The 22,023-nt window shown below is 67.7% G+C and carries 20 protein-coding genes; 11 read left to right on the forward strand and 9 right to left on the reverse strand.

The window, feature by feature from the left end; genetic code table 11:
• Window positions 1–73 precede the first annotated feature (73 nt).
• Genes BLV97_RS12905 through BLV97_RS12915 form a run of 3 tightly spaced genes read left to right on the forward strand, consistent with a single transcriptional unit; the run spans window position 74 to window position 2,204 of the window.
• Window positions 74–1,234 (forward strand): bifunctional 2-C-methyl-D-erythritol 4-phosphate cytidylyltransferase/2-C-methyl-D-erythritol 2,4-cyclodiphosphate synthase, encoded by a 1,161-nt coding sequence (locus BLV97_RS12905; protein ID WP_035846646.1) that lies wholly within the window; start codon window positions 74–76, stop codon window positions 1,232–1,234.
• Complete coding sequence (locus BLV97_RS12910) at window positions 1,231–1,734, forward strand: phosphatidylglycerophosphatase A family protein (RefSeq protein ID WP_035846644.1); 504 nt, start codon at window positions 1,231–1,233, stop codon at window positions 1,732–1,734. The genes BLV97_RS12905 and BLV97_RS12910 overlap by 4 nt, the downstream gene beginning before the upstream one ends.
• Window positions 1,731–2,204: a CinA family protein gene (locus BLV97_RS12915; protein WP_035846643.1), complete on the forward strand. Its 474-nt coding sequence runs from the start codon at window positions 1,731–1,733 to the stop codon at window positions 2,202–2,204. Before BLV97_RS12910 ends, BLV97_RS12915 begins: the two co-directional genes overlap by 4 nt.
• A gap of 150 nt (window positions 2,205–2,354) precedes the next feature.
• Here BLV97_RS12915 and BLV97_RS12920 read toward each other — a convergent pair whose 3' ends face one another.
• The 5 genes from BLV97_RS12920 to argE form a co-directional block, all read right to left on the reverse strand.
• Window positions 2,355–3,047: a glycosyltransferase family 2 protein gene (locus BLV97_RS12920; protein ID WP_035846641.1), complete on the reverse strand. Its 693-nt coding sequence runs from the start codon at window positions 3,045–3,047 to the stop codon at window positions 2,355–2,357.
• Window positions 3,044–3,619 carry a DedA family protein gene (locus BLV97_RS12925; protein ID WP_035846638.1) on the reverse strand — a complete coding sequence of 192 codons (576 nt, stop codon included), beginning with the start codon at window positions 3,617–3,619 and terminating at the stop codon, window positions 3,044–3,046. The genes BLV97_RS12920 and BLV97_RS12925 overlap by 4 nt, the downstream gene beginning before the upstream one ends.
• Before the next feature lie 4 nt (window positions 3,620–3,623).
• Complete coding sequence (locus BLV97_RS12930; protein WP_035846636.1) at window positions 3,624–4,760, reverse strand: ceramide glucosyltransferase; 1,137 nt, start codon at window positions 4,758–4,760, stop codon at window positions 3,624–3,626.
• Between the two features lies 1 nt (window position 4,761).
• The gene (locus BLV97_RS12935; protein ID WP_051646322.1) at window positions 4,762–5,634 is read right to left on the reverse strand and encodes a UDP-2,3-diacylglucosamine diphosphatase; all 873 of its coding nucleotides are present in this window, start codon (window positions 5,632–5,634) and stop codon (window positions 4,762–4,764) included.
• A 509-nt stretch (window positions 5,635–6,143) separates the two neighbouring features.
• Entirely contained in the window at window positions 6,144–7,313 is a 1,170-nt protein-coding gene (argE, locus tag BLV97_RS12940; protein ID WP_035846634.1) for an acetylornithine deacetylase, read from the reverse strand.
• 436 nt (window positions 7,314–7,749) lie between these two features.
• Here argE and ssb point away from each other — a divergent pair, with 436 nt between their 5' ends.
• On the forward strand, window positions 7,750–8,247 hold the full coding sequence (ssb, locus tag BLV97_RS12945) for a single-stranded DNA-binding protein (protein WP_035846632.1): 498 nt from the start codon (window positions 7,750–7,752) through the stop codon (window positions 8,245–8,247).
• A gap of 51 nt (window positions 8,248–8,298) precedes the next feature.
• Here the strand turns inward: ssb and queA are convergent, their stop codons facing one another.
• Window positions 8,299–9,351 carry a tRNA preQ1(34) S-adenosylmethionine ribosyltransferase-isomerase QueA gene (queA, locus tag BLV97_RS12950; RefSeq protein WP_092164092.1) on the reverse strand — a complete coding sequence of 351 codons (1,053 nt, stop codon included), beginning with the start codon at window positions 9,349–9,351 and terminating at the stop codon, window positions 8,299–8,301.
• A gap of 174 nt (window positions 9,352–9,525) precedes the next feature.
• Window positions 9,526–12,933: a YhdP family protein gene (locus tag BLV97_RS12955; RefSeq protein WP_051646321.1), complete on the reverse strand. Its 3,408-nt coding sequence runs from the start codon at window positions 12,931–12,933 to the stop codon at window positions 9,526–9,528.
• 91 nt (window positions 12,934–13,024) lie between these two features.
• Between BLV97_RS12955 and bcp the strand changes: the two genes are divergently transcribed.
• The 7 genes from bcp to BLV97_RS12990 all read left to right on the forward strand — a co-directional run bounded on the left by bcp (window position 13,025) and on the right by BLV97_RS12990 (window position 20,426).
• Complete coding sequence (gene bcp, locus BLV97_RS12960) at window positions 13,025–13,492, forward strand: thioredoxin-dependent thiol peroxidase (RefSeq protein ID WP_035846626.1); 468 nt, start codon at window positions 13,025–13,027, stop codon at window positions 13,490–13,492.
• Complete coding sequence (locus BLV97_RS12965) at window positions 13,489–14,325, forward strand: ferritin-like domain-containing protein (protein WP_035846624.1); 837 nt, start codon at window positions 13,489–13,491, stop codon at window positions 14,323–14,325. Before bcp ends, BLV97_RS12965 begins: the two co-directional genes overlap by 4 nt.
• A gap of 322 nt (window positions 14,326–14,647) precedes the next feature.
• A complete protein-coding gene (locus tag BLV97_RS12970; RefSeq protein WP_035846681.1) occupies window positions 14,648–15,988 on the forward strand; it encodes a M23 family metallopeptidase in 1,341 nt (446 codons plus the stop codon).
• Window positions 15,978–16,493 carry a bactofilin family protein gene (locus BLV97_RS12975; protein WP_035846622.1) on the forward strand — a complete coding sequence of 172 codons (516 nt, stop codon included), beginning with the start codon at window positions 15,978–15,980 and terminating at the stop codon, window positions 16,491–16,493. Before BLV97_RS12970 ends, BLV97_RS12975 begins: the two co-directional genes overlap by 11 nt.
• 162 nt (window positions 16,494–16,655) lie before the next feature.
• Window positions 16,656–18,434 carry a sugar phosphorylase gene (locus BLV97_RS12980; RefSeq protein WP_051646320.1) on the forward strand — a complete coding sequence of 593 codons (1,779 nt, stop codon included), beginning with the start codon at window positions 16,656–16,658 and terminating at the stop codon, window positions 18,432–18,434.
• A complete protein-coding gene (locus BLV97_RS12985; RefSeq protein WP_035846620.1) occupies window positions 18,431–19,195 on the forward strand; it encodes an HAD-IIB family hydrolase in 765 nt (254 codons plus the stop codon). Before BLV97_RS12980 ends, BLV97_RS12985 begins: the two co-directional genes overlap by 4 nt.
• A 16-nt stretch (window positions 19,196–19,211) precedes the next feature.
• Window positions 19,212–20,426 carry a glycosyltransferase family protein gene (locus BLV97_RS12990; RefSeq protein WP_035846618.1) on the forward strand — a complete coding sequence of 405 codons (1,215 nt, stop codon included), beginning with the start codon at window positions 19,212–19,214 and terminating at the stop codon, window positions 20,424–20,426.
• Between the two features lie 264 nt (window positions 20,427–20,690).
• Here BLV97_RS12990 and BLV97_RS12995 read toward each other — a convergent pair whose 3' ends face one another.
• On the reverse strand, window positions 20,691–21,086 hold the full coding sequence (locus tag BLV97_RS12995) for a cell division protein ZapA (protein WP_035846594.1): 396 nt from the start codon (window positions 21,084–21,086) through the stop codon (window positions 20,691–20,693).
• The gene (locus BLV97_RS13000; protein ID WP_035846592.1) at window positions 21,079–21,648 is read right to left on the reverse strand and encodes a hypothetical protein; all 570 of its coding nucleotides are present in this window, start codon (window positions 21,646–21,648) and stop codon (window positions 21,079–21,081) included. The genes BLV97_RS12995 and BLV97_RS13000 overlap by 8 nt, the downstream gene beginning before the upstream one ends.
• Between the last annotated feature and the right edge of the window lie 375 nt (window positions 21,649–22,023).

Below are 22,023 nucleotides of genomic sequence, written 5' to 3' on the forward strand. Positions count from 1 at the left end.
CTGCCGCATTGTCACGCGCCGCGCCATGGCCTAGACAGGCCGCAACCACGAGGGCCGCAACCGGAGGGCCGCCATGACAACAGCCGCCGCCCCCGAGACGGCCGCCATCATCGTTGCCGCCGGGCGCGGGCTGCGCGCGGGCGGCGGCCTGCCCAAGCAATGGCGTGATCTGGGCGGCCGCCCGGTGCTGGCCCGCACGATCGAGGCGTTTCGCCGCGCGCCAGCGATCGGGCGGCTGGTTCTGGTGCTGCACCCCGAGGACCGGGATCGCGCCGCGGCGCTGATCCGTCCCGAAGACCTGATCGTTTCGGGTGGCGACACCCGCGCGAAATCCGTGAAGAATGCACTGGAAGCCCTTGTCGACACAAACGTTTCTCGTGTCCTGATCCATGACGGTGCGCGCCCTCTGATCGGCCTGGACCTGATCGCGCGGATGCAGGCTGCGCTTGACGGCGCCACGGCGGCGGCACCGGCGCTGCCGCTCACCGATGCGCTTTGGCGCGGGGAGGAAGGGCGCGTGGCCGAAACCCTGCCGCGCGACGGGCTGTGGCGGGCACAGACGCCGCAGGCCTTTCACTTCGCGCCCATTCTCGCCGCCCACCGCGCCTATCCGGGCGGCGCCGCCGACGATGTCGAGGTCGCCCGCGCGGCGGGGCTTGACGTGCGCATCGTCGAGGGCGAGGAAGACAATCTGAAACTGACGGTCGCGGCGGATTTCGCCCGCGCCGAGGCGATCCTGGCAAGGGGGCGCAACATGGAGATCCGCAGCGGCAACGGCTTTGACGTCCACGCCTTCGGACCGGGCGATCATGTCTGGCTTGGCGGTGTGAAAATACCGCATTCCCAAGGCCTTGTGGGCCATTCCGATGCCGATGTCGGAATGCATGCGCTGACCGATGCGCTTTACGGCGCGTTGGCCGAGGGCGATATCGGCCGCCATTTCCCGCCCTCTGATCCGCAATGGAAGGGCGCGGCGTCGCATGTCTTTCTGGCCCATGCGATCGGGCTGGTGCGCGCGCGCGGGTTCCGGCTGGCGAATTGCGATGTCACGCTGATCTGCGAGCACCCGAAGATCGGCCCGCACGCCATTGAAATGCAACGCGAACTATCGCGGATAATGGAGGTCGAAATGGACCGTGTCAGCGTCAAGGCCACGACATCCGAGAGGCTGGGCTTCACCGGCCGCGAGGAAGGCATCGCGGCGCTTGCCACCGCGCTTCTGGTGCCGGCATGAGCCGCGCCGTCGCGATTTTCTTCGGCGTCGGCCTGCTGCGCCCCGCGCCGGGCACCTGGGGCTCTTTCGTCGCGCTGCTGATCGGCTGGGCCATTGACATCTGGCTGGGCTTTCCGGCGCTGGTGCTGGCCTTCGTGATCGCCACCGCCGCCGGCTTCTGGGCCTGCGCGCGCGAACTTGCCGGGCGCTCGGGCGAGGACCCGTCCGAGATCGTCATCGACGAGGTCGCGGGCCAGTGGCTGGCGCTCTTGTTCCCGGCCTATGGCTTCTGGATGATCGGGCATCAGATCGTCTGGCCCGGCCCGGTCTTCGCCTTCCTGTTGTTTCGCCTGTTCGACATCTGGAAGCCCTGGCTGGTGGGCCGCGCCGACCGCCGCCACGATGCGGCCGGGGTGATGCTTGATGACCTCTGGGCGGGGCTTTTCGCCGGCATCGCGACGATCGCGCTGGCAGCAGTTTTCCACGGGCCGGTATTGCTATGGCAGATGATCCACGGATGAGCCGGGCCAGCCGCCTTCTGGCCGCCGCCCGGCAAGCGGGCGCGACCATCGCCACGGCCGAAAGCTGCACCGCCGGGCTGATCGCCGGCGCAATCACCGAGGTCGCCGGTTCATCCGATGTCTTCGATCGCGGCTTCGTCACCTATACCAACGCTGCCAAGCAGCAGATGCTAGGCGTCGCCGCCAAGACCCTGGCCGCCCATGGCGCGGTGTCCGAAGAGGTCGCGCGAGAGATGGCCGAGGGCGCGCTGGCACGGTCCGATGCCACCCTCGCCGTCGCAGTCACCGGCATCGCTGGCCCCGGCGGATCCGAACACAAGCCCGAGGGCCGGGTTTGCTTCGGTCTGGCGCGCACGGGGCAGGCCACCCGGACCGAGACGGTCGATTTCGGCACGCTCGGGCGCACGCAGGTCCGTGCGGCAACGGTGACACATGCGCTCGACCTGCTCATCGGCGCGCTCAACTCCTAAGCCGGGCACCGCGCGCCGGGGGGGGGCGCGCCCGCTCTGCTCGCGCCCCGGAGCCGCACCCAAGGCGCCATTCCTGTTATTCTTTCCGGCACAAACATCCCGGGGGTGCAGAGGGCAGCGCGCCCGCCGCCGGGCTCACAACAAATCCCCTCAGTGCACCCGTCGGGCGCGCATCCGGGCGATCTGGGCCACGATGCGGTGCGGCGGGACGGTACGAAAGATATCCCCCATCATCCGCAAGTCGGCCTTGATCCCCCGCCAGCGGCCCATCTTGGCGCCTTTCAGGGGGCTGCGCACGCCGCGCCAGCGCACCACCGAAATCCGCACCCCCTGGCGCAACGCCAGGCTGTTCAGATGCACCTCGAAGCCGAAGCGCGGCAGCGCATCAAGCGCCGCGATACCCTCTTGCAGCACCGCGCGCGGCAGCACGCGCTCGCCCGAGATATAATCAAGCCCGATCCAGTGCCAGGGCCGGGGGGCGTTGTCGCGCAGGCTGATAGACATCTCGGCCAGCCCCGCGCGCACCGGCGCGGCCAGCGCCGCGACGTGATCCGCCGTCAGACCCAGAAGATCGCCGTCGATCAACATCAGAAGTGGCGCGGAAGCCTCTGATATCCCGACCGAAAGAGCCCCGGTCTTGCCGCGGTTCGGATGCAGCCGGATCAATCTGGTATTGGCGGCCGACGCGATCAGCTCCGCGACCAGATCGCCAGTGCCGTCGGTCGATCCGTCATCGACGACGATCACCTCTTCCAGGTCGGGGTGGCCCGCGACGGCGGCCAGCACGGCGGCGATGCGCGGGGCTTCGTTATGGACCGGGATGATGCAGGAAATCGCGGTCACGAGCGTTTCATCCAGCGATGGGTGAACCAGGCGACGGCGGCAATGACGATCAGCGCCAGCATCACCATCGACGCCTTGAACAGATAGCCGTCGATCGATTTGTAGGCGTAACCCAGCGAATAGCCAAGGATCACGAAGAAGGCGCTTTTCGGGATCGTCGCGACAAGGTTCCAGCCCAGGAATTTCGCCACGTTCATATGCGCGGCCCCCGCCGCCGCCAGTACCAGCATCCCCGCCGAATGGGTGATCTTGCCGATCACCAGGGTCCGGCCGCCCTTGTCGCGGAAATGCTCTTTCAGCTTGCCGATCCGGCTGTCGTCCAGACGCAGCCGATGCTGCCACTTCGGGCTTAGCCAGCGCGACCCGTTGCGCCCCAATTCGTAAAACAGCATGTCCCCGATCAGATCGGCCGCCACCACCACCGCGAAGACGGCATAGACATCCATGAAGCCCAGCTTCGCCAGATAGGCCCCGATGACCGAGACGATCGGCCCCTCGGCCACCGCCAGAAGGAACAGAAGCAGCAAGCCATGGGCCTGAACCAGGGAAAGAATGGTGGCAAGGCTGATCATGGGTCTATTTCGCCGTGCTCAGCCCGTCGGCGCCGGCCTTGTCCATCTGATTGCCGCGCCAAGTAAAGCCCCTTCCCGCCCAGGCCGCGACCCAGATCGCCGGCAGCATCAGATCGCGCAGCATCCACATCGCCACGTCGCGCGCGCCCTGGGGCCAGCCCGCCTGACGCGCCAGGCCCCATTCCGCGGCGAACCACAGCATGACCAGCCCGGGCAGGCAGATCCAGCTGGCCGCCCCCGCCGCAGCCAGCGCCGCGATCGCCAGCACGGGCGGCAACGCGCCGGTCAGGATCTCGGCCGTGAACAGCAGCGGAAAACCCAGCCGCCGTACCCGCGCCCAGCGCAGCTGTCGCGACCAGACCGTGCCGAAGCCGCGCCGCCCGATCGGCTGGGCGAAGGGTTCGGGCGCCAGCCGCACGTTCAACCCCAGCCCCCGCACCAGCTTGGTCGAGGCGACATCCTCGGCCATCTCGCCGCCCAGCCGCGCCAGCCCGCCGCCGGCCTCGACCACGCCGCGGCGCCAGAACAGCGTCTTGCCCTGCGCGTATCCCAGCCCCAGGCTGTCGGCCAACAGCTGCCAGCGCGCCTGATAGGTGTTGAGAAAGCCGCATTCCAGCGCGCCCCAGGCGTTTTCCGGCCGAATCCCCACGGGGGGCGAACTGACAAGGCCGGTGCGCGCGTCGAAACGGCTGACCGAGACGCGCAGGAAATCCGGCGGCAGCAGGACGTTGGAATCCGACATCACGATCCAGTCGTGGCGCGCCGCGTTCCAGCCCTTGACCAGGTTGTTGAGCTTGGGGTTGCCGCTGATCGGATCGGTGCCGATCAGCAGCTTCGCGGGCACGTCGGGATGCGCGGCGATCAGCTTTTCGGCCAGCGGTATGGCCGGATCATCGACCCGTTCGACGCAGAAGATCACCTCATATTCGGCATACTCTTGCGCGAACGAGGTCGCCAGCGTCTCTTCCAGCGCGTATTCCAGCCCGCAAAGCGGCCGCAGCAACGATACCGGCGGCTGCCCGGCGCGCGCGGTGCTTCGGCGCGCGCGCGCCAGCCGCAGCGACACGATCGTCACGCTGAGCAGGTGAAGCCCCAGCGCCCCCAGGACAAACAGCGTCAGGATGGCCGTGGCTGCGCCCATCTCAGGCGACCCAGCCCGGCGCGTCCTCGGCCTCGGGCAGGTCGACCGGCCGCGCGGCAGAGGCCGGCACGCCGGCCCAGCGCAGCAGTTGAAGCGTGCCGTCGCGGGCTTCGGTCACGGCGGTGAAGCTGTCGATCCAGTCGCCGCAATTGGCGTAGATCACGCCGAAATCCTCGTGCAGGGCGGGTTTATGGAAATGGCCGCAGATTACCCCGTCGTAATCGCCGTCGCGGGCCAGCCGCGCCAGGCGCTTCTCGAAACGGTTGCCATAGCGGATCAGGCTGTTGAAGCGCAAAAGCGCACGCTCGATGACGATGAATTCCTCCATCCCAAGCAGCTTGCGCACGCGGTTCACCAGCGACGACAGACCGCGCAGCCCGCTGTCGACATGCGCGCCCATAAGCGAGATCCAGCGCGCCCGCCTGCGCTGGAAGATGTCGCATTGGTCGCCGTGCAGCACCAGATATTCGCGCCCGTCGATGGCGCGGTGGCGGATCTGTTCGACCACCTCGATCTGGCCGAAATAGGTTCCGTAATGGCGCCGCAGGAAGGCATCGTGATTGCCGGGCAGATAGACGATGCGCGCGCCGGCCTCGGCGAAATCGAGGATCAGCCGCACCGCCATGTCATGCGCGGGCGTCCAGTTCTTGCCGATCGGCACCCAGCTGTCGAAGATATCACCGACCAGATAGATCGTGTCGGCACTGACATGGGTCAGGAAATCCACCAGCGCCTCGATCCGGCAGCCGCGAGCGCCCATATGCACGTCCGAGATGAACAGCGCGCGAAAATGGCGCCTGGGCCGTGTCGGAACCGGGCGCGGCGCGTCCGGGCCTGAAAGCATCGCTTCGAAGGTCGCTCTGTCGTCCCTCATGCGCCTTCCCCTATCTTGTTGTCGCACCCCCCGCATCCCCGATATCTGGAAAGTCCGCGGGTGCGCAATGCTTGTCGCAGGCGCGGCTCACAGGAGTGTGACATTTCTGGCGGGATCAGGCCCCGGGCGTCCCATCGCGCAATTTTTCGCGGCATGTTCAAATCCGTCTCAGCGAAGCGCGCGCTTCACCCCAAGCCCCATTACCCTCATGCAACTGCATCGGCGGGCTTGCAAGCGCCTGACCGCATTCTCACAAATCTTTAATATTTGTTGCCGCGCGTCGCGCTGCCCTTTTTTAACCCTGTCAGGGCGAGATCGGTTCCCCGGATTGCTCACGGCAGCGCGAGGCCCCGGGCGGGCTCTGCCCCCTGCATCGCGGGGATATGGCCGCCAGAAATAACCCGCAAAGCACGCCGGATTTCGCTTTGTGCCCTATGTCCCGGCGGCCCAGTAACCCCTGCGGGGGCGACAGCGCCGCGGGGGTACCGTCGCGCCCTGCTCCGGGGGGCTCAGACCGGGGGGCGGGTCAGTTTCGGGGCCAGATTCTCCAACATGCCCAGGCATTGCGAGAGCTGATCGAGCGATACATATTCATCCGGCTTGTGGGCCTGCGCGATCGAGCCGGGCCCGCACAGCACAACCGACATTCCCAGCGCCTGGAACAGGCCCGCCTCGGTTCCGAAGGGCACGGTCTCGGCGCCGTTGAACCCGGTCAGTTCCGCCACCAGATCGCGCGCGGCGTTCACCTCCATCGGCTCCAGCCCCGCGACCTCGCCGATCACCTCGGTTTCGATCGCGGCCTCGGGGCAGACGGCGCGCATCGCGGGCAGCAATTCCTCGGCCACATAGGTAGCGAGGTCCGCCTTGACGAAATCGGCATCCTCCCAGCGCACCGGGCGCATTTCCCAGGCGACCTCGGCCAGGCCGGGGATCACGTTGTGGGCGTGCCCGCCGTTCAGCGCGCCGGGGTTGATCGTGCTCCAGGGCGGATCGAAGCGGCTGCCATGCGGGGCGCGGGCCTTCAGCCGTTCGCGCAGCTCCAGCAGCCGGCCGACATAGCGCACCGCATATTCCACCGCGTTCACACCCCGGTCGGGGGACGAGCCGTGGCCTTCCAGCCCCGAGAACCGGGCGGTGTATTCGCAACAGCCCTTGTGGCCCTCGATGATGCGCATCTCGGTCGGCTCCCCGACGATGGCGAGCGCCGGGCGCAGGCCGCGCTCGCGCAGCGCGCCGGCCAGGGCGGCGCCGCCGACACAGCCGACCTCTTCGTCATGGGTGAAGGCGAAGTGCACCGGGCGGCGGCTGTCTTGCGCGGCGTAGACCGGCGCCATGGCGACGCAGGCGGCGATGAAGCCCTTCATGTCGCAGCTGCCGCGGCCGTAAAGGCGGCCTGCGCGTTCCTCCATCGCGAAAGGGTCCGATGTCCAGGCCTGATCGGCCACAGGGACCACATCGGTATGGCCCGAAAGCACGATACCGCCGTCGCCCTCGGGGCCGATGGTGGCGAAAAGGTTGCCCTTGGTTCCGGTGGGATCAAGGAAGATCTCGCATCGCGCGCCCGCAGATTCCAGCCGCTCGGCCAACCAGGCGATCAGCTGCAGGTTCGACTCGCTCGACACCGTGGGATGGGCGATCATTTCGGCCAGATAGGCCTGGGTGGTCTCGAGGCTGGTCATTGCTGCGCTCCTTGCTTGGCGGATGCGGATTCGGTCGCGCAGAGTGCCACGGAAAAGGGGGGAGGTTTAGCCCCTGTGTCACGCGCGGTGCAAATGCCGTCCGTGGCAGTTTTTTTTGCCGGCGCTTGGTGCCGCCGCGCCGGTCCATCGGGGTGCCCTGACCCGCGTGGATTTCGCGCCGCCACCCCCGGCGCCCGCCGCCAATCGCCCACATGCGCAGCCTGGCCGCGCGGGCGGGATCGCGGGTCGCCGCCCGCCGTGGTGCCTATCTGTCCCGCGCGCATCCTGCGATAGCGGCCGGGCGGCTGAGCGCGACGCCCGGACAGGGCCATGTCGCGGCGATGTCGCCAGCCTTAGGCTTGTGCTATCCCCCCGCGAATGTTGTAAGCAGACAAATCCGACACAAACGACAGACGAGATTCGACGGGAGAGCGCCATGGCAGGTTCGGTCAACAAGGTCATTCTAATTGGCAATCTCGGGGCCGACCCCGAGGTGCGCGATTTCCCCTCGGGCGGCAAGGTATGCAACCTGCGCATCGCGACCTCGGAAACCTGGCGCGACCGCAACTCGGGCGAACGTCGCGAGCGCACCGAATGGCACCGTGTCGCGATCTATGCCGAACCGCTGGTCCGGGTGGCCGAGCAATATCTGCGCAAGGGCTCGAAGGTTTACATCGAGGGCCAGCTGGAAACCCGCAAGTGGCAGGACCAGTCCGGCCAGGATCGCTTCACCACCGAGATCGCGCTGCGGCCCTACCGGTCCGAACTGACCATGCTGGACGGCCGCTCCGAAGGCGGCCAGGGCGGTGGCGGCGGTGGCTATGGCGGCGGGGCGCCCTCGGGCGGCGGCTACGGGGGCGGATACGGCGGCGGCGACCAGGGCGGCGCGGGCGGCGGCGGACGCAGCGACATGGATGACGACATTCCGTTCTGAGGCAGGCCCGAAGACGCGACCGGCCTTGCGGGGCCGGTCCGGCAGGGGGCCTCAGGGGATCAGCAGCGACGCGTCCCCATAGGAAAAGAACCGATAGCGCTGCGCCACCGCATGGGCATAGATCCGGTCGATCTCCGGCTTGCCTATCAATGCCGAGACCAGCATCATCAGCGTCGATTTCGGCAGGTGGAAATTGGTCATCAGCGCATCGGTCACCCGGAAGCGATAGCCCGGATAGATGAAGATGTCGGTGCTTCCCCGCCAGGGTTGCATCCGGCCCTCGGGATCGGCCGCGCTCTCGATCAGCCGCAACGCCGTGGTGCCGACCGGGATCACCCGGCCACCGGCGGCGCGGGTCGCGTTGATCTGGGCGGCGGCGGCCTCGGTCACCTCGCCCCATTCGGAATGCATCCGATGGGTGGTCACGTCCTCTACCTTCACCGGCAGGAAGGTGCCGGCGCCGACGTGCAGCGTGACCTCGGTGAAGGCCACGCCGCGGTCGCGCAGGGCCTGCAGCAGCGGCGCGTCGAAATGCAGCGACGCCGTCGGCGCCGCCACCGCTCCGGCGTGACGCGCAAAAACGGTCTGGTAATCGTCGCGATCCTGCTCGTCGGCGGCGCGGCGCGCGGCGATATACGGCGGCAGCGGCATCGCCCCCGCCTCGGCCAGCGCGGCGTCGAAATCCTCGCCGGTCAGGTTGAAGGCCAGCACGACCTCGCCCCCGGCGCGGCTCTCGACCCGGGCCGAAAGCACCTCGGAAAAACGAATCTCGTCGCCGGGGCGCAGCTTGCGCGCGGGCTTGGCCAGCGCCAGCCATGCGCCCCCGGGACGGGGTTCAAGCAGCGTCGCCTCGATCTGCGCCACACCCTCGCCGGGGGCGGCAGCCTCGCGGGCGCGCGTCCCGCTCAGCCGCGCGGGGATCACCTTGGTATTGTTCAGCACCAGCCGGTCGCCGGGCCCCAGCAGATCGGGCAGGTCGCGCACATGCAGATCGCGGATGGCGCCACCCTCGGCCACCAGCAGCCGCGCCGAACTGCGCGGCCGCGCCGGGCGCGTGGCGATCAGCGCCTCGGGCAGATCGAAATCGAAATCGCTCAGCTTCATGGCGCCCCTATGGCGCGGACTTCCGCCCGCCGCAAGAGGCCAATGCACCCCCCCCCGCCCCGACCCGCGCCGGCCAAGCCCCGCAGCCGCCCCAAGCGGCCCGGGCACGCGAACCGATCCCCTCCCCCCTTTCATTGTTCCCCAAATACGCGAACGCCGCCCCTCATCCAGCCGCTAGTTCGGCAGCTTCGCGGCCGGGCGCCGGAACAGATCGCGCAGGAAGCCCGGCGCCAACACCGACAGCGGGTTGACCGACACCTTGGGATGCGCGGCCGTCCCCTTCAGCGAATAGTTGAAGCCAAACAGCCCCTCGCCCTCGCGCGACACCAACTGCCCGACCCCATTCAGCATATAGATCGGCGAGACCACACCCTGGATGTCGAAACGCTTGTCGGCGAAATCATAGGTCCCCGCCGCCGAAACCCCCAGCGAAGCCCCCGTGGCCGAGCCCTTGTCGATCTCGACCCCCTGCGGGGTCAGCTTGAAGCGCGCGCCGACATCGGCGAAGACCAGGCCCTGGCCGTTCAGTTGCTCCAGCAAGCCGACCACGCTGATCGCGCTCAGCAGATCGGCCAGCGCCGGGGCGTTGCGCACCCGGATGTTCGACACCCGCAACCGGCCGTCGTATTCGCCCTTCCTGACACGCGGTACCAGGGTCATGTCCATCGCCCCGCCAAAGACCCGATCCGAGATCCCGGCGGCCCGGAACACCGCGCCGGCATCCTGCGAAGTCACCCGCACCGCGCTGCGCGCGCCCGGGCGCGGGCTGGCGGGCGCCACCACGCCCTCGACCGGGGCCGCGCCGTTCACCTTGCCCGCGAAGCGCCCGTTGAAGCCGCCCAACGTGGTGAATGATCCGGTGAAGCCGTCCAGCGCCAGCGACTGGCTGATCTGCAGCCGGTCAAGGCGAAGCGTGATCGGCACCGCCTCGGCCTTCGACGCTGCCGCCCCGACCGGCAGATGCGCCAGGTCGATCCGCCCGCCCGGCACCGTGATCGCCACCGGCCGTCCCCTGCCCCGGCCGACCAGATCCACCGGCGCATCCAGCCAGTCGCCCGCCTCGACCCGCGTCAGATGCACCACCTTCAGCGTGCCGTCGGGGTTGATCACCACATCGCCCTGCGCCCGCAATCCCGGCCCCTCAAGCAACAGCTTCGAGATCTCGGGCGGCTTGCCCAGCGTGCCCGATACCTCTAGCCGGCCGGGGGTGGCGGCGGGCTTGTCCCAGCCGATTTCCGGGATCGCAATCCGCAACCCCTTCAGCCCCGAGCGCAGGCTGAAGCGCGGCGCCTGCCCCTTGTCCAGCTCGATCCGCATCTGGCCCTGCGCCGCCCCCAGGACCGAGCCCTTGGGCAGGCCGATATGGAAGGCGTCGACAAAGGCGGGCGACAGCGTGACCTCTCCGGTCACCTCGGAATGGCCCTTGAATTTCGGCCCGAACTTCTGCGCCCAGGCGCCATCGAAGGCCACCGGGCCGAGCTTGCCCGGCCCCCAGATCTTCAGCCCCGCATTGTCGGCATGCAGTTGCAGCCGGGCCGAGGTCAGCTCTCGCTTCGGCACGATCCTGTCGGATCGGACATCGCTGATCGTGCCGGATACGTCATAGCGCACGTCGGGCAGTTCGATCTTGTCCTTCAGCGGCAGCTTGATGATCGCACGCATCCGCGCGTGCCCCTGCGCCAGATCCACCGGTTGTCCCGCCTTGCGCAGGAATTCGAACGGCGGCTCATCCAGCAACGACAGGGCGGCGGTGACGGTGCTGCGGGTCTGCAGATCGACGATCGCGGGGGCGGGCTTCTGGGTAATGTCGGGCACCTGAAAGACCGATCCCGCCACATCCACCACACCCCCCTTGGGCGGCGTCACATGGCCCTTGCGGATCACCATCGTGTAGCGGTCGCCATTGATCGTGGCATAGCCCTGGCCATCCTCGACCGGCGGCAGCGTCTTGATCACCCGCACATCGGCGCCCGAGAAATCGTACCCCAGGGCCATTTCCGGCTTGGTGCCGGGGTCGATGCGCAGGCCGACGTTCACATTGGTCAAAAGCCCCGTCAACACGTTCTCGGCCAGCCATTCGCGGGTCTTGTCGACCACGCTGACCGGCCATAGCGCCAGAAGCTGGTCGTGCCGGATCGCGTTGACCTTGGCGTCCAGCGCCACCTTCAGCCCCTTGCCCGTCGCCGTCAGCCGCCCGCGCGCGTCGATCCGCCGCTTGCCCTCGATCAGCGCCAGTTGGCCGACCTGCACGTCGAACGGATCCAGCCGCAGCCGCAGATCCAGCGCGCCCTGGGAAAACCGCACCGGCTGTTCGAACAGACCCTCGGGGTCCACCATCACCTGGCTGAACTTCACCTGCGACAGAAAGGCCTGGGGCACGCCGTTCTTCATGTCTTCCAGATAGGCCTGGCCCGAGGCATGGATGCGCAGGATCCGGCTGTCCACCGAGGCCTCGGTAATGGTCACCTTCTGGCTTTCGGGATGATAGGTGAAATAGAGCGTGCCATGCTGGAAGGGCACCGGCTTGACCTGTTCGCCCACGATCAGCGCGCCGCTGCCGATCTGCAGCTGGCCCTCCATCGGGCCCAGATCGCCCTGAGGGTCGACCGAGGCGCGGAAATCGCCCGAGATCGGCGCGCGGATCAGCTTCATCCAGGCCAGCGCCGGCGATTGCGCCGCGATATCGCGCGACGACACCCCCGTCACCCGCGCCGACATCCGCGCCGCGGGCGATCCCTTCTGCGTGACGAAGGTGAAGACGGCGCGCGCCGGCTCCTCGCGCCCGCCGGCCAGGCCGAAGCCGACCTCGATCGAGACCTGGCGCGCGTCCTGCACCATGGTCGCGCGGCCGTCGCTGAAGTTCCAGACCCGCCCGGCGCGCCTGTCATCCAGCGTGATCGACAGCGCGTCGGCGTCGATCCGGGTCAGGCGTGACAATTCGGGCTGGGTCAGGATGTTGTCGATCCGGTCCAGCACCTCGCCCACCGATTGCAACCCCGGCCCGCCGCTGCCGATCCCCTGCCCCATGGCCAGGTCGATGCGGCCGTCCCGGGCCCGTTTCAGTGTCAGGCTGGCGCCGGAAATCCGCAGCCGCACCGGCCGGATCTTGCCGTGCAGCAGCGGCTCCAGCGCCAGCGACACCTGCACCTCGGGCAGGGCCACCACCGCATTGCCGGAACTGTCCAGGAAGCTGACATCGCGCAGCCGCACCCGGGGCACATGGTTGTGATCCAGCACCACCGCGGCGCTGCCCAGGCTGACCCGGCCGCGACCGTCGAGCATCTGGTTGAGATCCCCCTGCACCCGGGCGACGACCCAGGCCGGCGCGACCAGCGGCTTGCCGGTCACCACCATCAGCGCGAACCCTCCGGCGCCCGCCAGCAGCACCAAGCTCAGCAGCATCCACAACCCGAAGCGCCCCCGCCGGCGCCGGGTCTCGTCGGGCGTGTCGGCCTGGCTGCGGCCGGTGTCGTCGGCCGTCGCGCGGCCCGTCCCGGCCGGGCAGTCCCCTGCCGTCCGGTCCGGCGCCTTCCCCAAGGTCGGGCCGCTGTCTGGCGCGGGATCTCGCGGGGTGTCGTCCAAGGCTGCCCTGTCGGTCTGGATCTTTGCTGCCGGCTTGTCTTTATCCTCTCGCGAAGGCAACTAAAACACAAAGCCTTCTGCAGGAGACGACATGACCCAGCCCGGGATCGGCGACAAGGCCCCCGATTTCACCCTGCCCCGCGACGGCGGCGGCTCCATCACCCTGTCCGCACTGGCGCCAAGGCAGGTGGTTTTGTATTTCTACCCCAAGGACGACACGCCAGGCTGCACGACCGAGGCGCTCGACTTCACCGCCCGCGCCAAGGCGTTCGAGGACGCCGGCGCCGTGGTGGTGGGAATTTCCAAGGACAGCGTCGCCAAACACGACAAATTCAGCGCCAAGCATGGGCTTGGGGTGATCCTGGCCTCGGACGCAGAGGGCTGCGTCTGCGAAAGCTACGGCGTCTGGGGCGAGAAGAAGATGTACGGCCGGACCTTTCAGGGCATCACCCGCGCAACCTTCCTGATCGGCGCCGACGGGCGCGTGGCGCGGGTCTGGCCCAAGGTGAAGGTCGCAGGCCATGCCGAGGACGTGCTGGCCGCGGTCCGCGGCGCATGAGCGGAAAATCGCTTACCGAACGGGCGGTCGAGGTTCTGACCACCGCCGACGGGCGTGAAAAGACCCGCATCAGCCGCGCCCATGCGGCGGCCTGGGTGGCGGCGCGGGACGCCGGCACCCCGATCGAGGTGGGCACCGCGCGGCCGCCGCTGCGCCCGGCGCGGCCCGAAAAGCCCGACCTTCTGGCGCCGCGCGACGTGCCCCGCCGGCGCCCCGGCACCCCCGCCGGGCGCATTGCGCTCTTGCATGCCGTCGCGCATATCGAGCTGAACGCCGTCGATCTGCATTGGGACGTGATCGCGCGCTACGGCGATCAGGCCATGCCGATCGGCTTCTACGACGATTGGGTCAAGGCGGCGGCCGAGGAATCGAAACATTTCAACCTGGTTTGTGATTGCCTCGAGGCCATGGGCAGCCATTACGGCGCCCTGCCCGCCCATGCCGGCATGTGGCGCGCGGCCGAGGATACCGTCGATGACCTGCCCGGCCGCATGGCCGTGGTGCCGATGGTGCTGGAGGCGCGCGGTCTGGACGTGACGCCCGGCATGATCGAGATCTTCCGCAAGGCCGCCGCCACCGGCGACGCGTCCGCCGCCCAGGCCGTCGCGGCGATGGAGGTGATCTATGCCGAGGAAGTGGGCCATGTCGCCTATGGCTCGAAATGGTTCAACTGGCTGTGCGGGCGCGCCGGGCTGGACCCCAAGGACGAGTTCCACCGCCTGGTGCGGCACTATTTCCACGGCGCGCTGAAGCCACCCTTCAACGAGGAAAAGCGCGCCGAGGCCGGCCTGCCGCCGGATTTCTACTGGCCGCTCGCCGAACAGAGGGGCTAGCGCCGCCCTGCGGCCCCACCCAGCCCCCCGCGGCCGCATGGGCCCCAAAGCGGGGCCACGGGTCCGGCCCCGCGGCCCTGCCCTTCGCTGTGGCGTCCCGTGCGCGCACCCTTGCGTCCGGCCCTGAAACCAGAGTGCGATCGGCGGGAAATTGCTCAAATTAACCCGAATGCTCACGATTTCGCCGCCGTTCCGGTCATAAAACTTGCCCCAGCGGGCGGGGTCGGGCATTCAGGAACCCAAGTCGCGACAGGGGGCGTCCGCAAAGGCCGCCATGGGGACCGCGCGGCACGGCAAGAACGAAGACCATGGGGACAGAGTATTGACGGGACGGATCATACACCGCCTGAACCACGCGTTTTCTCGCTACCTGCCGGAACAACGCCTGTTCCTGAGATCCGACACCGAGACCCGCTTCATCCGTCTCACCCCCGCCACCCAGGCGATCGCCCTGGGGACCGGCGGCGCGGTGGTCGCCTGGACGATCGTGGCCTCGGCCATTCTGATGATGGATTCGCTGGGCGCCGGTAATGCGCGCGAACAGACAAGGCGCGAACAGATCGCCTATGAGGCGCGGCTGAACGCGCTGTCGGCCGACAGCGAGAAGCGCACCGAAGAGGCCCGCAGTGCCCAGGCGCGGTTCAACGTGGCGCTGGAGCAGGTCTCGCGGATGCAGTCCGAACTGCTGGCCTCGGAAAACCGCCGCGCCGAGTTGGAGACCGGCATCGACGTGATCCAGAAAACCCTGCAGAACGCGATCGAGGAACGCGACGCGGCCCGGGCCCAGCTGGCCAAGGCGCGCGCGACGCTCGTGGCCAGGAACGGCACCACCCACACCCGTGCGGGCCAGGCGAAGGATATGGAGGAAACGGTGGCGATGCTGTCCTCGGCGCTGTCGGACACCGCCGCCGCCCGCGACAGCGCCGACAGCGACGCGCAGGCCGCCCGGAAAGAGGCCGACAAGCTGGCGCTCGACAAGCGGCTCATGCAGGAACGCAACAAGATGATCTTCTCGAAGCTCGAGAATGTCATCGCCACCACGACCAAACCGCTCGACAAGCTGTTCAAGAAGGTCGGCATCTCTCCCGAGACGGTGCTGGGAGAGGTCAAGCGCGGCTATACGGGCGTCGGCGGCCCGGAGACCAAGATCAGCATGGCGGCTTCGGATCCCGCGACCGAAGAGGAAGAGGCCAACGCCAACAAGGTGCTTGCGGGCTTCGACCGGCTGGCGATGCTGCGCCAGGGCGTCAACCAGATCCCGCTGGGCCTGCCGCTACATGCGGCGTTTCGCTATTCCTCTCGCTTCGGCTGGCGCAAGAATCCGATGGGATCGGGGCGCGAATTCCACCCCGGTCAGGACATCGCCGCCAAATGGGGCACGCCGCTTTACGCCACCGCCTCGGGCGTGGTGGTGATCGCCGGCTGGGTGCGCGGCTATGGCAATCTGGTGCAGATCAAGAATTCCTTCGGCCTGTCCACACGCTTTGGCCACATGTCGCGCATAAGGGTCAAGGTGGGCGAAAGGGTCTCGCGCGGGCAAAGGATCGGTGATATGGGATCGACTGGACGGTCGACCGGACCGCATGTGCACTATGAGGTGCGCCAGGGCGACAAGCCCGTCAACCCGATGACCTACATCAAGGCTGCAGCAAATGTTTTCTAAAAGCAGGATAAACGAACCCGGGCCCAAGGCCGTCGAGTCCGAGAAAATCGAAACCCCGGCCCCCGCGGCGCCGAAACCTGCCTCTGATTTCGCGCCCGCGCCGGCCCCCAAGCCCAAGGCCGCGCCATCGGTGCTGTCTTCGGATCTGACGGTGACCGGCAACCTCAAGACCAGCGGCGACATCCAGGTCGAGGGCGTGGTCGAGGGCGATATCCGCGCCCATCTGCTGACCGTAGGCGAAGGCGCCACGATCCGCGGAGAGGTGGTGGCCGACGACGTGGTGGTGAACGGTCGCATCGTCGGGCGGGTGCGCGGCCTAAAGGTCCGGCTGACCTCGACCGCCCGGGTCGAGGGCGACATCATCCACAAGACCATCGCGATCGAAAGTGGTGCCCATTTCGAAGGCTCGGTCCAGCGCCAGGACGACCCGCTGCAAAGCAGCGCCGGAAAGCCCGCCGCAGCGCCCGCCGCGGCGCCGAAAGCCGCCGGGGCCTCGAACGGTTAAGCCGCACGGGCGGCGTACCGACTGTGTAGAAATCAGGCATCGCCCCCGGGTGGTGCCTTTTTTCATGGCAGTACGAAAAGCGGCCCGCGCGACCCCTTGTTCCGCCGGCCTGCGCCCAGCGGTCCGCTTGCCAAGCCCCCAAGCCGGCGCGACACTGCCCGCATGAGCGCCGCCGACAGCCCCGCCCCCGAACCGAAGATCATCCCCCGCCCGCTGCGCGCGCGGCTCGAACAGATCCTGGCGTTTCTCTATCCGCAGGACGATGCGGGCGCGCTGTGCGACCAGGTGATCGCGGCCTTCTGGCCCGTTGGGCGCGCGCCCCGCCGCCGGGCCCGCGTGCCGGGCAACGCGCTGTGGGACCAGCGCGACAATTACGTCATCGCCTATGGCAATTCGATCGTCGACGGGGAACACAAGCCGCTGGACCTGCTGCGCCATTTCGCCGGTCGCTACCTGCGGCCGGGCATCCGTGGCATCCATGTGCTGCCCTATTTCCCCTTCACCTCGGACGACGGCTTTGCAGTGATCGACTATTTCGCGGTCAATTCCCAGCTTGGCGCGTGGGAGGACATAGGCCGCATCGGGCAGGAATTCCGGCTGATGTCGGATCTGGTGCTGAACCATTGCTCCAGCCAGTCGCATTGGTTCAACGAATACCTCCAAGGCCATGCACCCTATGACAAATTCTTCCGAGAGGCCGACCCGAACGCGGATCTTGGCGCCGTCGTCCGCCCCCGCGCCCACACATTGCTGCGCGAGGTCGAAACCGTGAACGGCCCGCGCCATGTCTGGTGCACCTTCAGCCATGATCAGGTGGATTTCGACTTCGCCAACCCCGAAGTGCTGCTGACCTTCCTGCGGGTGTTGCGCCATCATGTCGACATGGGCGTGCGCACGTTGCGGCTCGACGCCGTGGCCTTCCTGTGGAAGATCGAGGGCACACCTTGCATCCATCTGGCCCAGACCCATGCGATCGTGCGGCTGATGCGGCTGCTGGCCGATCACGATCCGGTGCCGATTGTTCTGGTCACCGAAACAAATGTCCCGAATTCCGAGAATCTATCTTATTTCGGAAACCGAAACGAAGCCCATGTCGTTTACAATTTCTCCCTGCCCCCGTTGATTTTACACGCACTTCTTAATGGAACGTCGCGGGCCTTGCGCAAATGGCAGATGGCCATGCCGCCGGCACCGCTGGGCTGCGCCTATCTCAACTTCACCGCCTCGCATGACGGCATCGGCCTGCGCCCCGCCGAGGGGCTGATCCCGCCCGACGAGATCGACGCCATGGTCGCCGCCGTGCGGCGCTTTGGCGGGCGCGTGTCGATGCGCAGGATGTCGGACGGCACCGAAAAACCTTATGAGGTGAACGTGGCGCTGTTCGACGCGCTCAAGGGCAGTTGCGCGGGCGAAGACGATCTGCAGATCCCGCGCTTCCTGTGCAGCCAGGCGATCGCCATGGCGCTGGAAGGCATCCCCGCCTTCTACATCCATTCCCTGATCGCCACGCCCAATGATCCCGAGGGGGTGGAAAAGCTGGGCTACAATCGCGCGATCAATAGAAAACGTTGGGATTACGATAGCTTGCGCGCACTTCTTGACAATCCGGATACACCGAACCGGCAAGTTCTGGACGCCATGATGCGGATGATCCGTATCCGCAGCGCCCAGCCCGGCTTTCACCCCAACGCCACCCAGTTCACCCTGCAACTGGGCGACGAGGTCTTTGGCTTCTGGCGCCAGAGCCTGGACCGCGCGCAATCGATCTTCATCATCGCCAATGTCACCGACCATGGCGTCCGTGTGCCCGCGCTGGCGCTGAACCTGATCGACGGGCACAATTGGTACGATCTGCTCTCGGACGAGGCGATTGACGAGACCCGCGGCGAGATCCCGCTGGCGCCCTATCAGTCGCGCTGGATCACCAACGGCGCGCCATGAAAACGCGCGCGTTCGCCATCTTCAGCGATCTCGACGGCACGTTGCTGGACCACGAAACCTATGATTGGCGCCCCGCCGCGCCCTGCCTGGCCCGGCTGCGCGATGCGGGCGTCGCGCTGGTGCTGGCCTCGTCGAAAACGGCGGCCGAAATCGCGCCGCTGCGTGCCGAGATGGGCTTTGCCCATTGTCCGGCGATCGTCGAGAATGGCGCGGGCGTGCTGCCCCCCGGCACCGAACGCCCTGGTGAAAGCCGCACCCATCCCCGCCTGCGCGCGGCCCTTGCCGCCCTGCCGCCGTGGTTCGCGGGCTTCAGCGACTGGGACCCGGAAGAGATTGCCCGCCGCACTGGCCTGCCCCCGCAGGCGGCCGGCCGCGCGGCGCTGCGCGACTTTTCCGAGCCGGGCCTCTATACCGGCCCCGAAGCGCGGCGCGCGGAATTTCTGCAATCCCTGGCCCGGACTGGGATCACCGCCGCGCAGGGCGGACGTTTCCTGACCCTCTCCTTCGGGGGCAGCAAGGCGGGGCGGATGGCAGAGCTGGCGGCGCAGATGCCCGGCCCGCCGCGCACCATCGCGCTGGGGGACGCGCCCAATGACGCGGCCATGCTGCGCGCGGCCGATCACGCTGTGATCGTGCCAAATCCCGCGCATCCGGGGCCGGGGCTTGCGGCGGATGGCCACCGCATCCGCCTGGCGCCCGCGCCGGGTCCCAAGGGCTGGGCGGCCGCGGTTCAAGCCCTGCTGGCGGAATTGACGGATTGAACGGAAAGGACTTGGCTTGGCGGATTTTCACCAGACCGGCAGCGTCGCGACGCTTCACAACCTGCACCAGCGCCCGATCGCGGAGCTGGAGCGGCGCCTCGACCTGATCGCCGAGACCCGCAAGATCACCCTGATCCTGCCCTCGCTGTTCTCGGAGCTTGAAACCCCGGCGCTGGAAGGCATCGTCGACGAACTCGCGGGCGCGCGCTACATCAACCATATCGTCATCGGCCTCGATCGCGCCGATGCCGATCAATTCGCCTATGCGCGCGACTTCTTCTCGCGCCTGCCCCAGCGCCACGACATCCTGTGGAACGACGGCCCGCGGCTACGCGCCATCCACGACGGGCTGAGCACCGCCCGCCTTGCGCCGGAAGAGCCGGGCAAGGGCCGCAACGTGTGGTATTGCATCGGCCATACGCTGGCCTCGGCCAATTCCGACGTGGTCGCGCTGCATGATTGCGACATCGTCACCTACAAGCGCGAGATGCTGACGCGGCTGGTCTATCCGGTCGCGAACCCGGAATTTCCATATCAGTTCTGCAAGGGCTACTACCCCCGTATCGCCAATCACAAGCTGAACGGTCGGGTGACGCGCCTGCTGGTCACGCCGCTGCTGCTGACCTTGCAAAAGTGTTGCGGCCCATCGGATTACGTCGAATACCTCAAGTCGTTCCGCTATCCTTTGGCGGGCGAATTCGCGATGCGCACCGCGATCTTGCCGGACATGCGCATCCCCTCGGACTGGGGGCTGGAAATCGGCGTGCTCAGCGAGGTCTGGCGCAACCTGTCGCGCCACGCGGTCTGCCAGACCGACATCGCCGAACATTACGACCACAAGCACCAGCCCCTGTCGGAAGAAGACGCCACGCGCGGCCTATCGCGGATGTCGATGGACATCTGCAAGGCGCTGTTTCGCAAGCTGGCAACCGATGGCGTGACCTTCTCGACCGAGCGCTTCCGCACCATCAAGGCCACCTATTACCGGATCGCACTGGATCTGGTCGAGATGTATTACAACGACGCCAAGATGAACGGACTGTCCGTGGATCGCCACACCGAGGAGAAATCGGTCGAGCTGTTCGCTGCCAATATCGTCGAGGCCGGGAATGTCTTTTTGGAAAACCCGATGGAGACGCCGTTCATCCCGAACTGGAGCCGCGCGCAATCGGCCAATCCCGACATCCTGCGCCTGATCCGCGAGGCCGTGCGCGAGGACAATGCGCGCTGAAACGATGGCCGAGCCGGGGCATCATTCCCTGACACAAGTGTATTGATGTTCGCGCCGCGAACCTGCGTCCCGCCGCGACGGGATCGGGCTTCGCACCCGGTCAACCCGGTGTGTCGAGGCCGCGCCCGGCGGCAAGACACTGGCCAGCGCGCGCCCGATGGCGGCGGCGGCCCACCCCCAAGCGCATGGAGCGCCAGCCCCGGGGGGGGGGGGCATTGCGTGGTTCCACTTGGGCCGGGCCCGCAGGCCGCGCCCCCGCGCGGGTTAGCGCGCGGCTTTTTCTTCGACCGCGCCGGCCAGGGCCTCGGCGCGGGCGGCGATCTCGGCGAGCGTGTCGTTCACCACCTGCGGGATCACCGCCACCTCGACGCGTTCGGGCGCCGGCGCGGGGCGGGCCTGCGCCTGGGCCAGCTGCGCCTCCAGTTCGGCCACCCGGGCCTGGGATTCGCGCAACTGATCCTCGGCGCCGGCGGTCTTGTCGGCCAGCATCAACCCCGCCATCAGCAGCATCCGCGCCTCGGGGATGCGTCCGGTCTGTACCAGCAGCGCCTGCGCCTCGGTATCCAGCATCTGCGCCGCGGTGCGCAGGAAATGCTCTTCGCCCTCCTGGCAGCCGACCAGAAAAGTGCGACCACCGATCTCTATCTCGATATCAGGCATTGCCATTCTCTCCCGTCGCGGCTTCGCGGGGGGCAGTCCGGCCCAGCAAGGGCTCCAGCCCGCTCAGGATCTCGTCCATCTCGGCCATCTCGGCGGCGCGTGAGGCCCGCAGCGCCTCAAGCTCCGCCAGCATCGACTTGTTGATCAGGTGCGGCTCGGCCAGACCTTCCTGCATCGCCTCGCGCAAGATGCGGATGGTTTCGCGCAGGTGGACGTTCGTCTTCTTCATCCGCTGCAGTTCCAGCCCCTGGACGTCAAGCTGCCGGGTCATGTCCGCCACCTTGCGTTCCAGCGCCGCGATGCCGGTCTCCTGTTTTTCCTTCACCGCCTTGATGCGCTCGGAAAGCTGTGCGCCAGCGGCACGTTCGGCGGCCAGCTGGCCGCGCAGATCGACGATCTCGGCGTCGCGCGCGCGCAGCTGTTCGGAGGCCTCCTCGGTGATCTGCCGGTCGGCGGAGCCTTCCGCACCGGCTCCGGTCCCGGCGGGAAGCGAGTCAAGCCCGCGACCGATCCGTTCCAGCGCGGCGGTGATGCGCCGTTCAAGCTCAGCGATTTCGCTCATCAGCCTCGTCCTCCTTGCCGGCGCCTGCCCCGCCACGCGCGACGGCAAAGCCAGTCGCGAATCGGCCACACCGCATGCCTAGAGGCGATGATAGACCAAACTCCGCCCGATTTCCGCCCCCCGAAAATTCGGTGACGAACGATAAGAGTCAATGACCGCAGAAGACTAGCCCGCGAAGTTCAAGCACGGCGGTTTTTTGCCGGCCCACGCCGCCCCGCAAGGCCCGCAGCCATCCGCCCGGCCTTCAAATCGGCCGCAACGACGGGCCCTGCCCCTTGCCCCCTTCATCTTGGCGCAAATACTCCGGGGGATCGCCATTGTCGCGCCATCGGCCCGAGCGACAATGGCGATGGGGCAATGCCCCCGCCGCCGCGA

The sequence above is a fragment of the Allgaiera indica genome (assembly GCF_900106675.1).
Lineage (GTDB): Bacteria > Pseudomonadota > Alphaproteobacteria > Rhodobacterales > Rhodobacteraceae > Acidimangrovimonas > Acidimangrovimonas indica.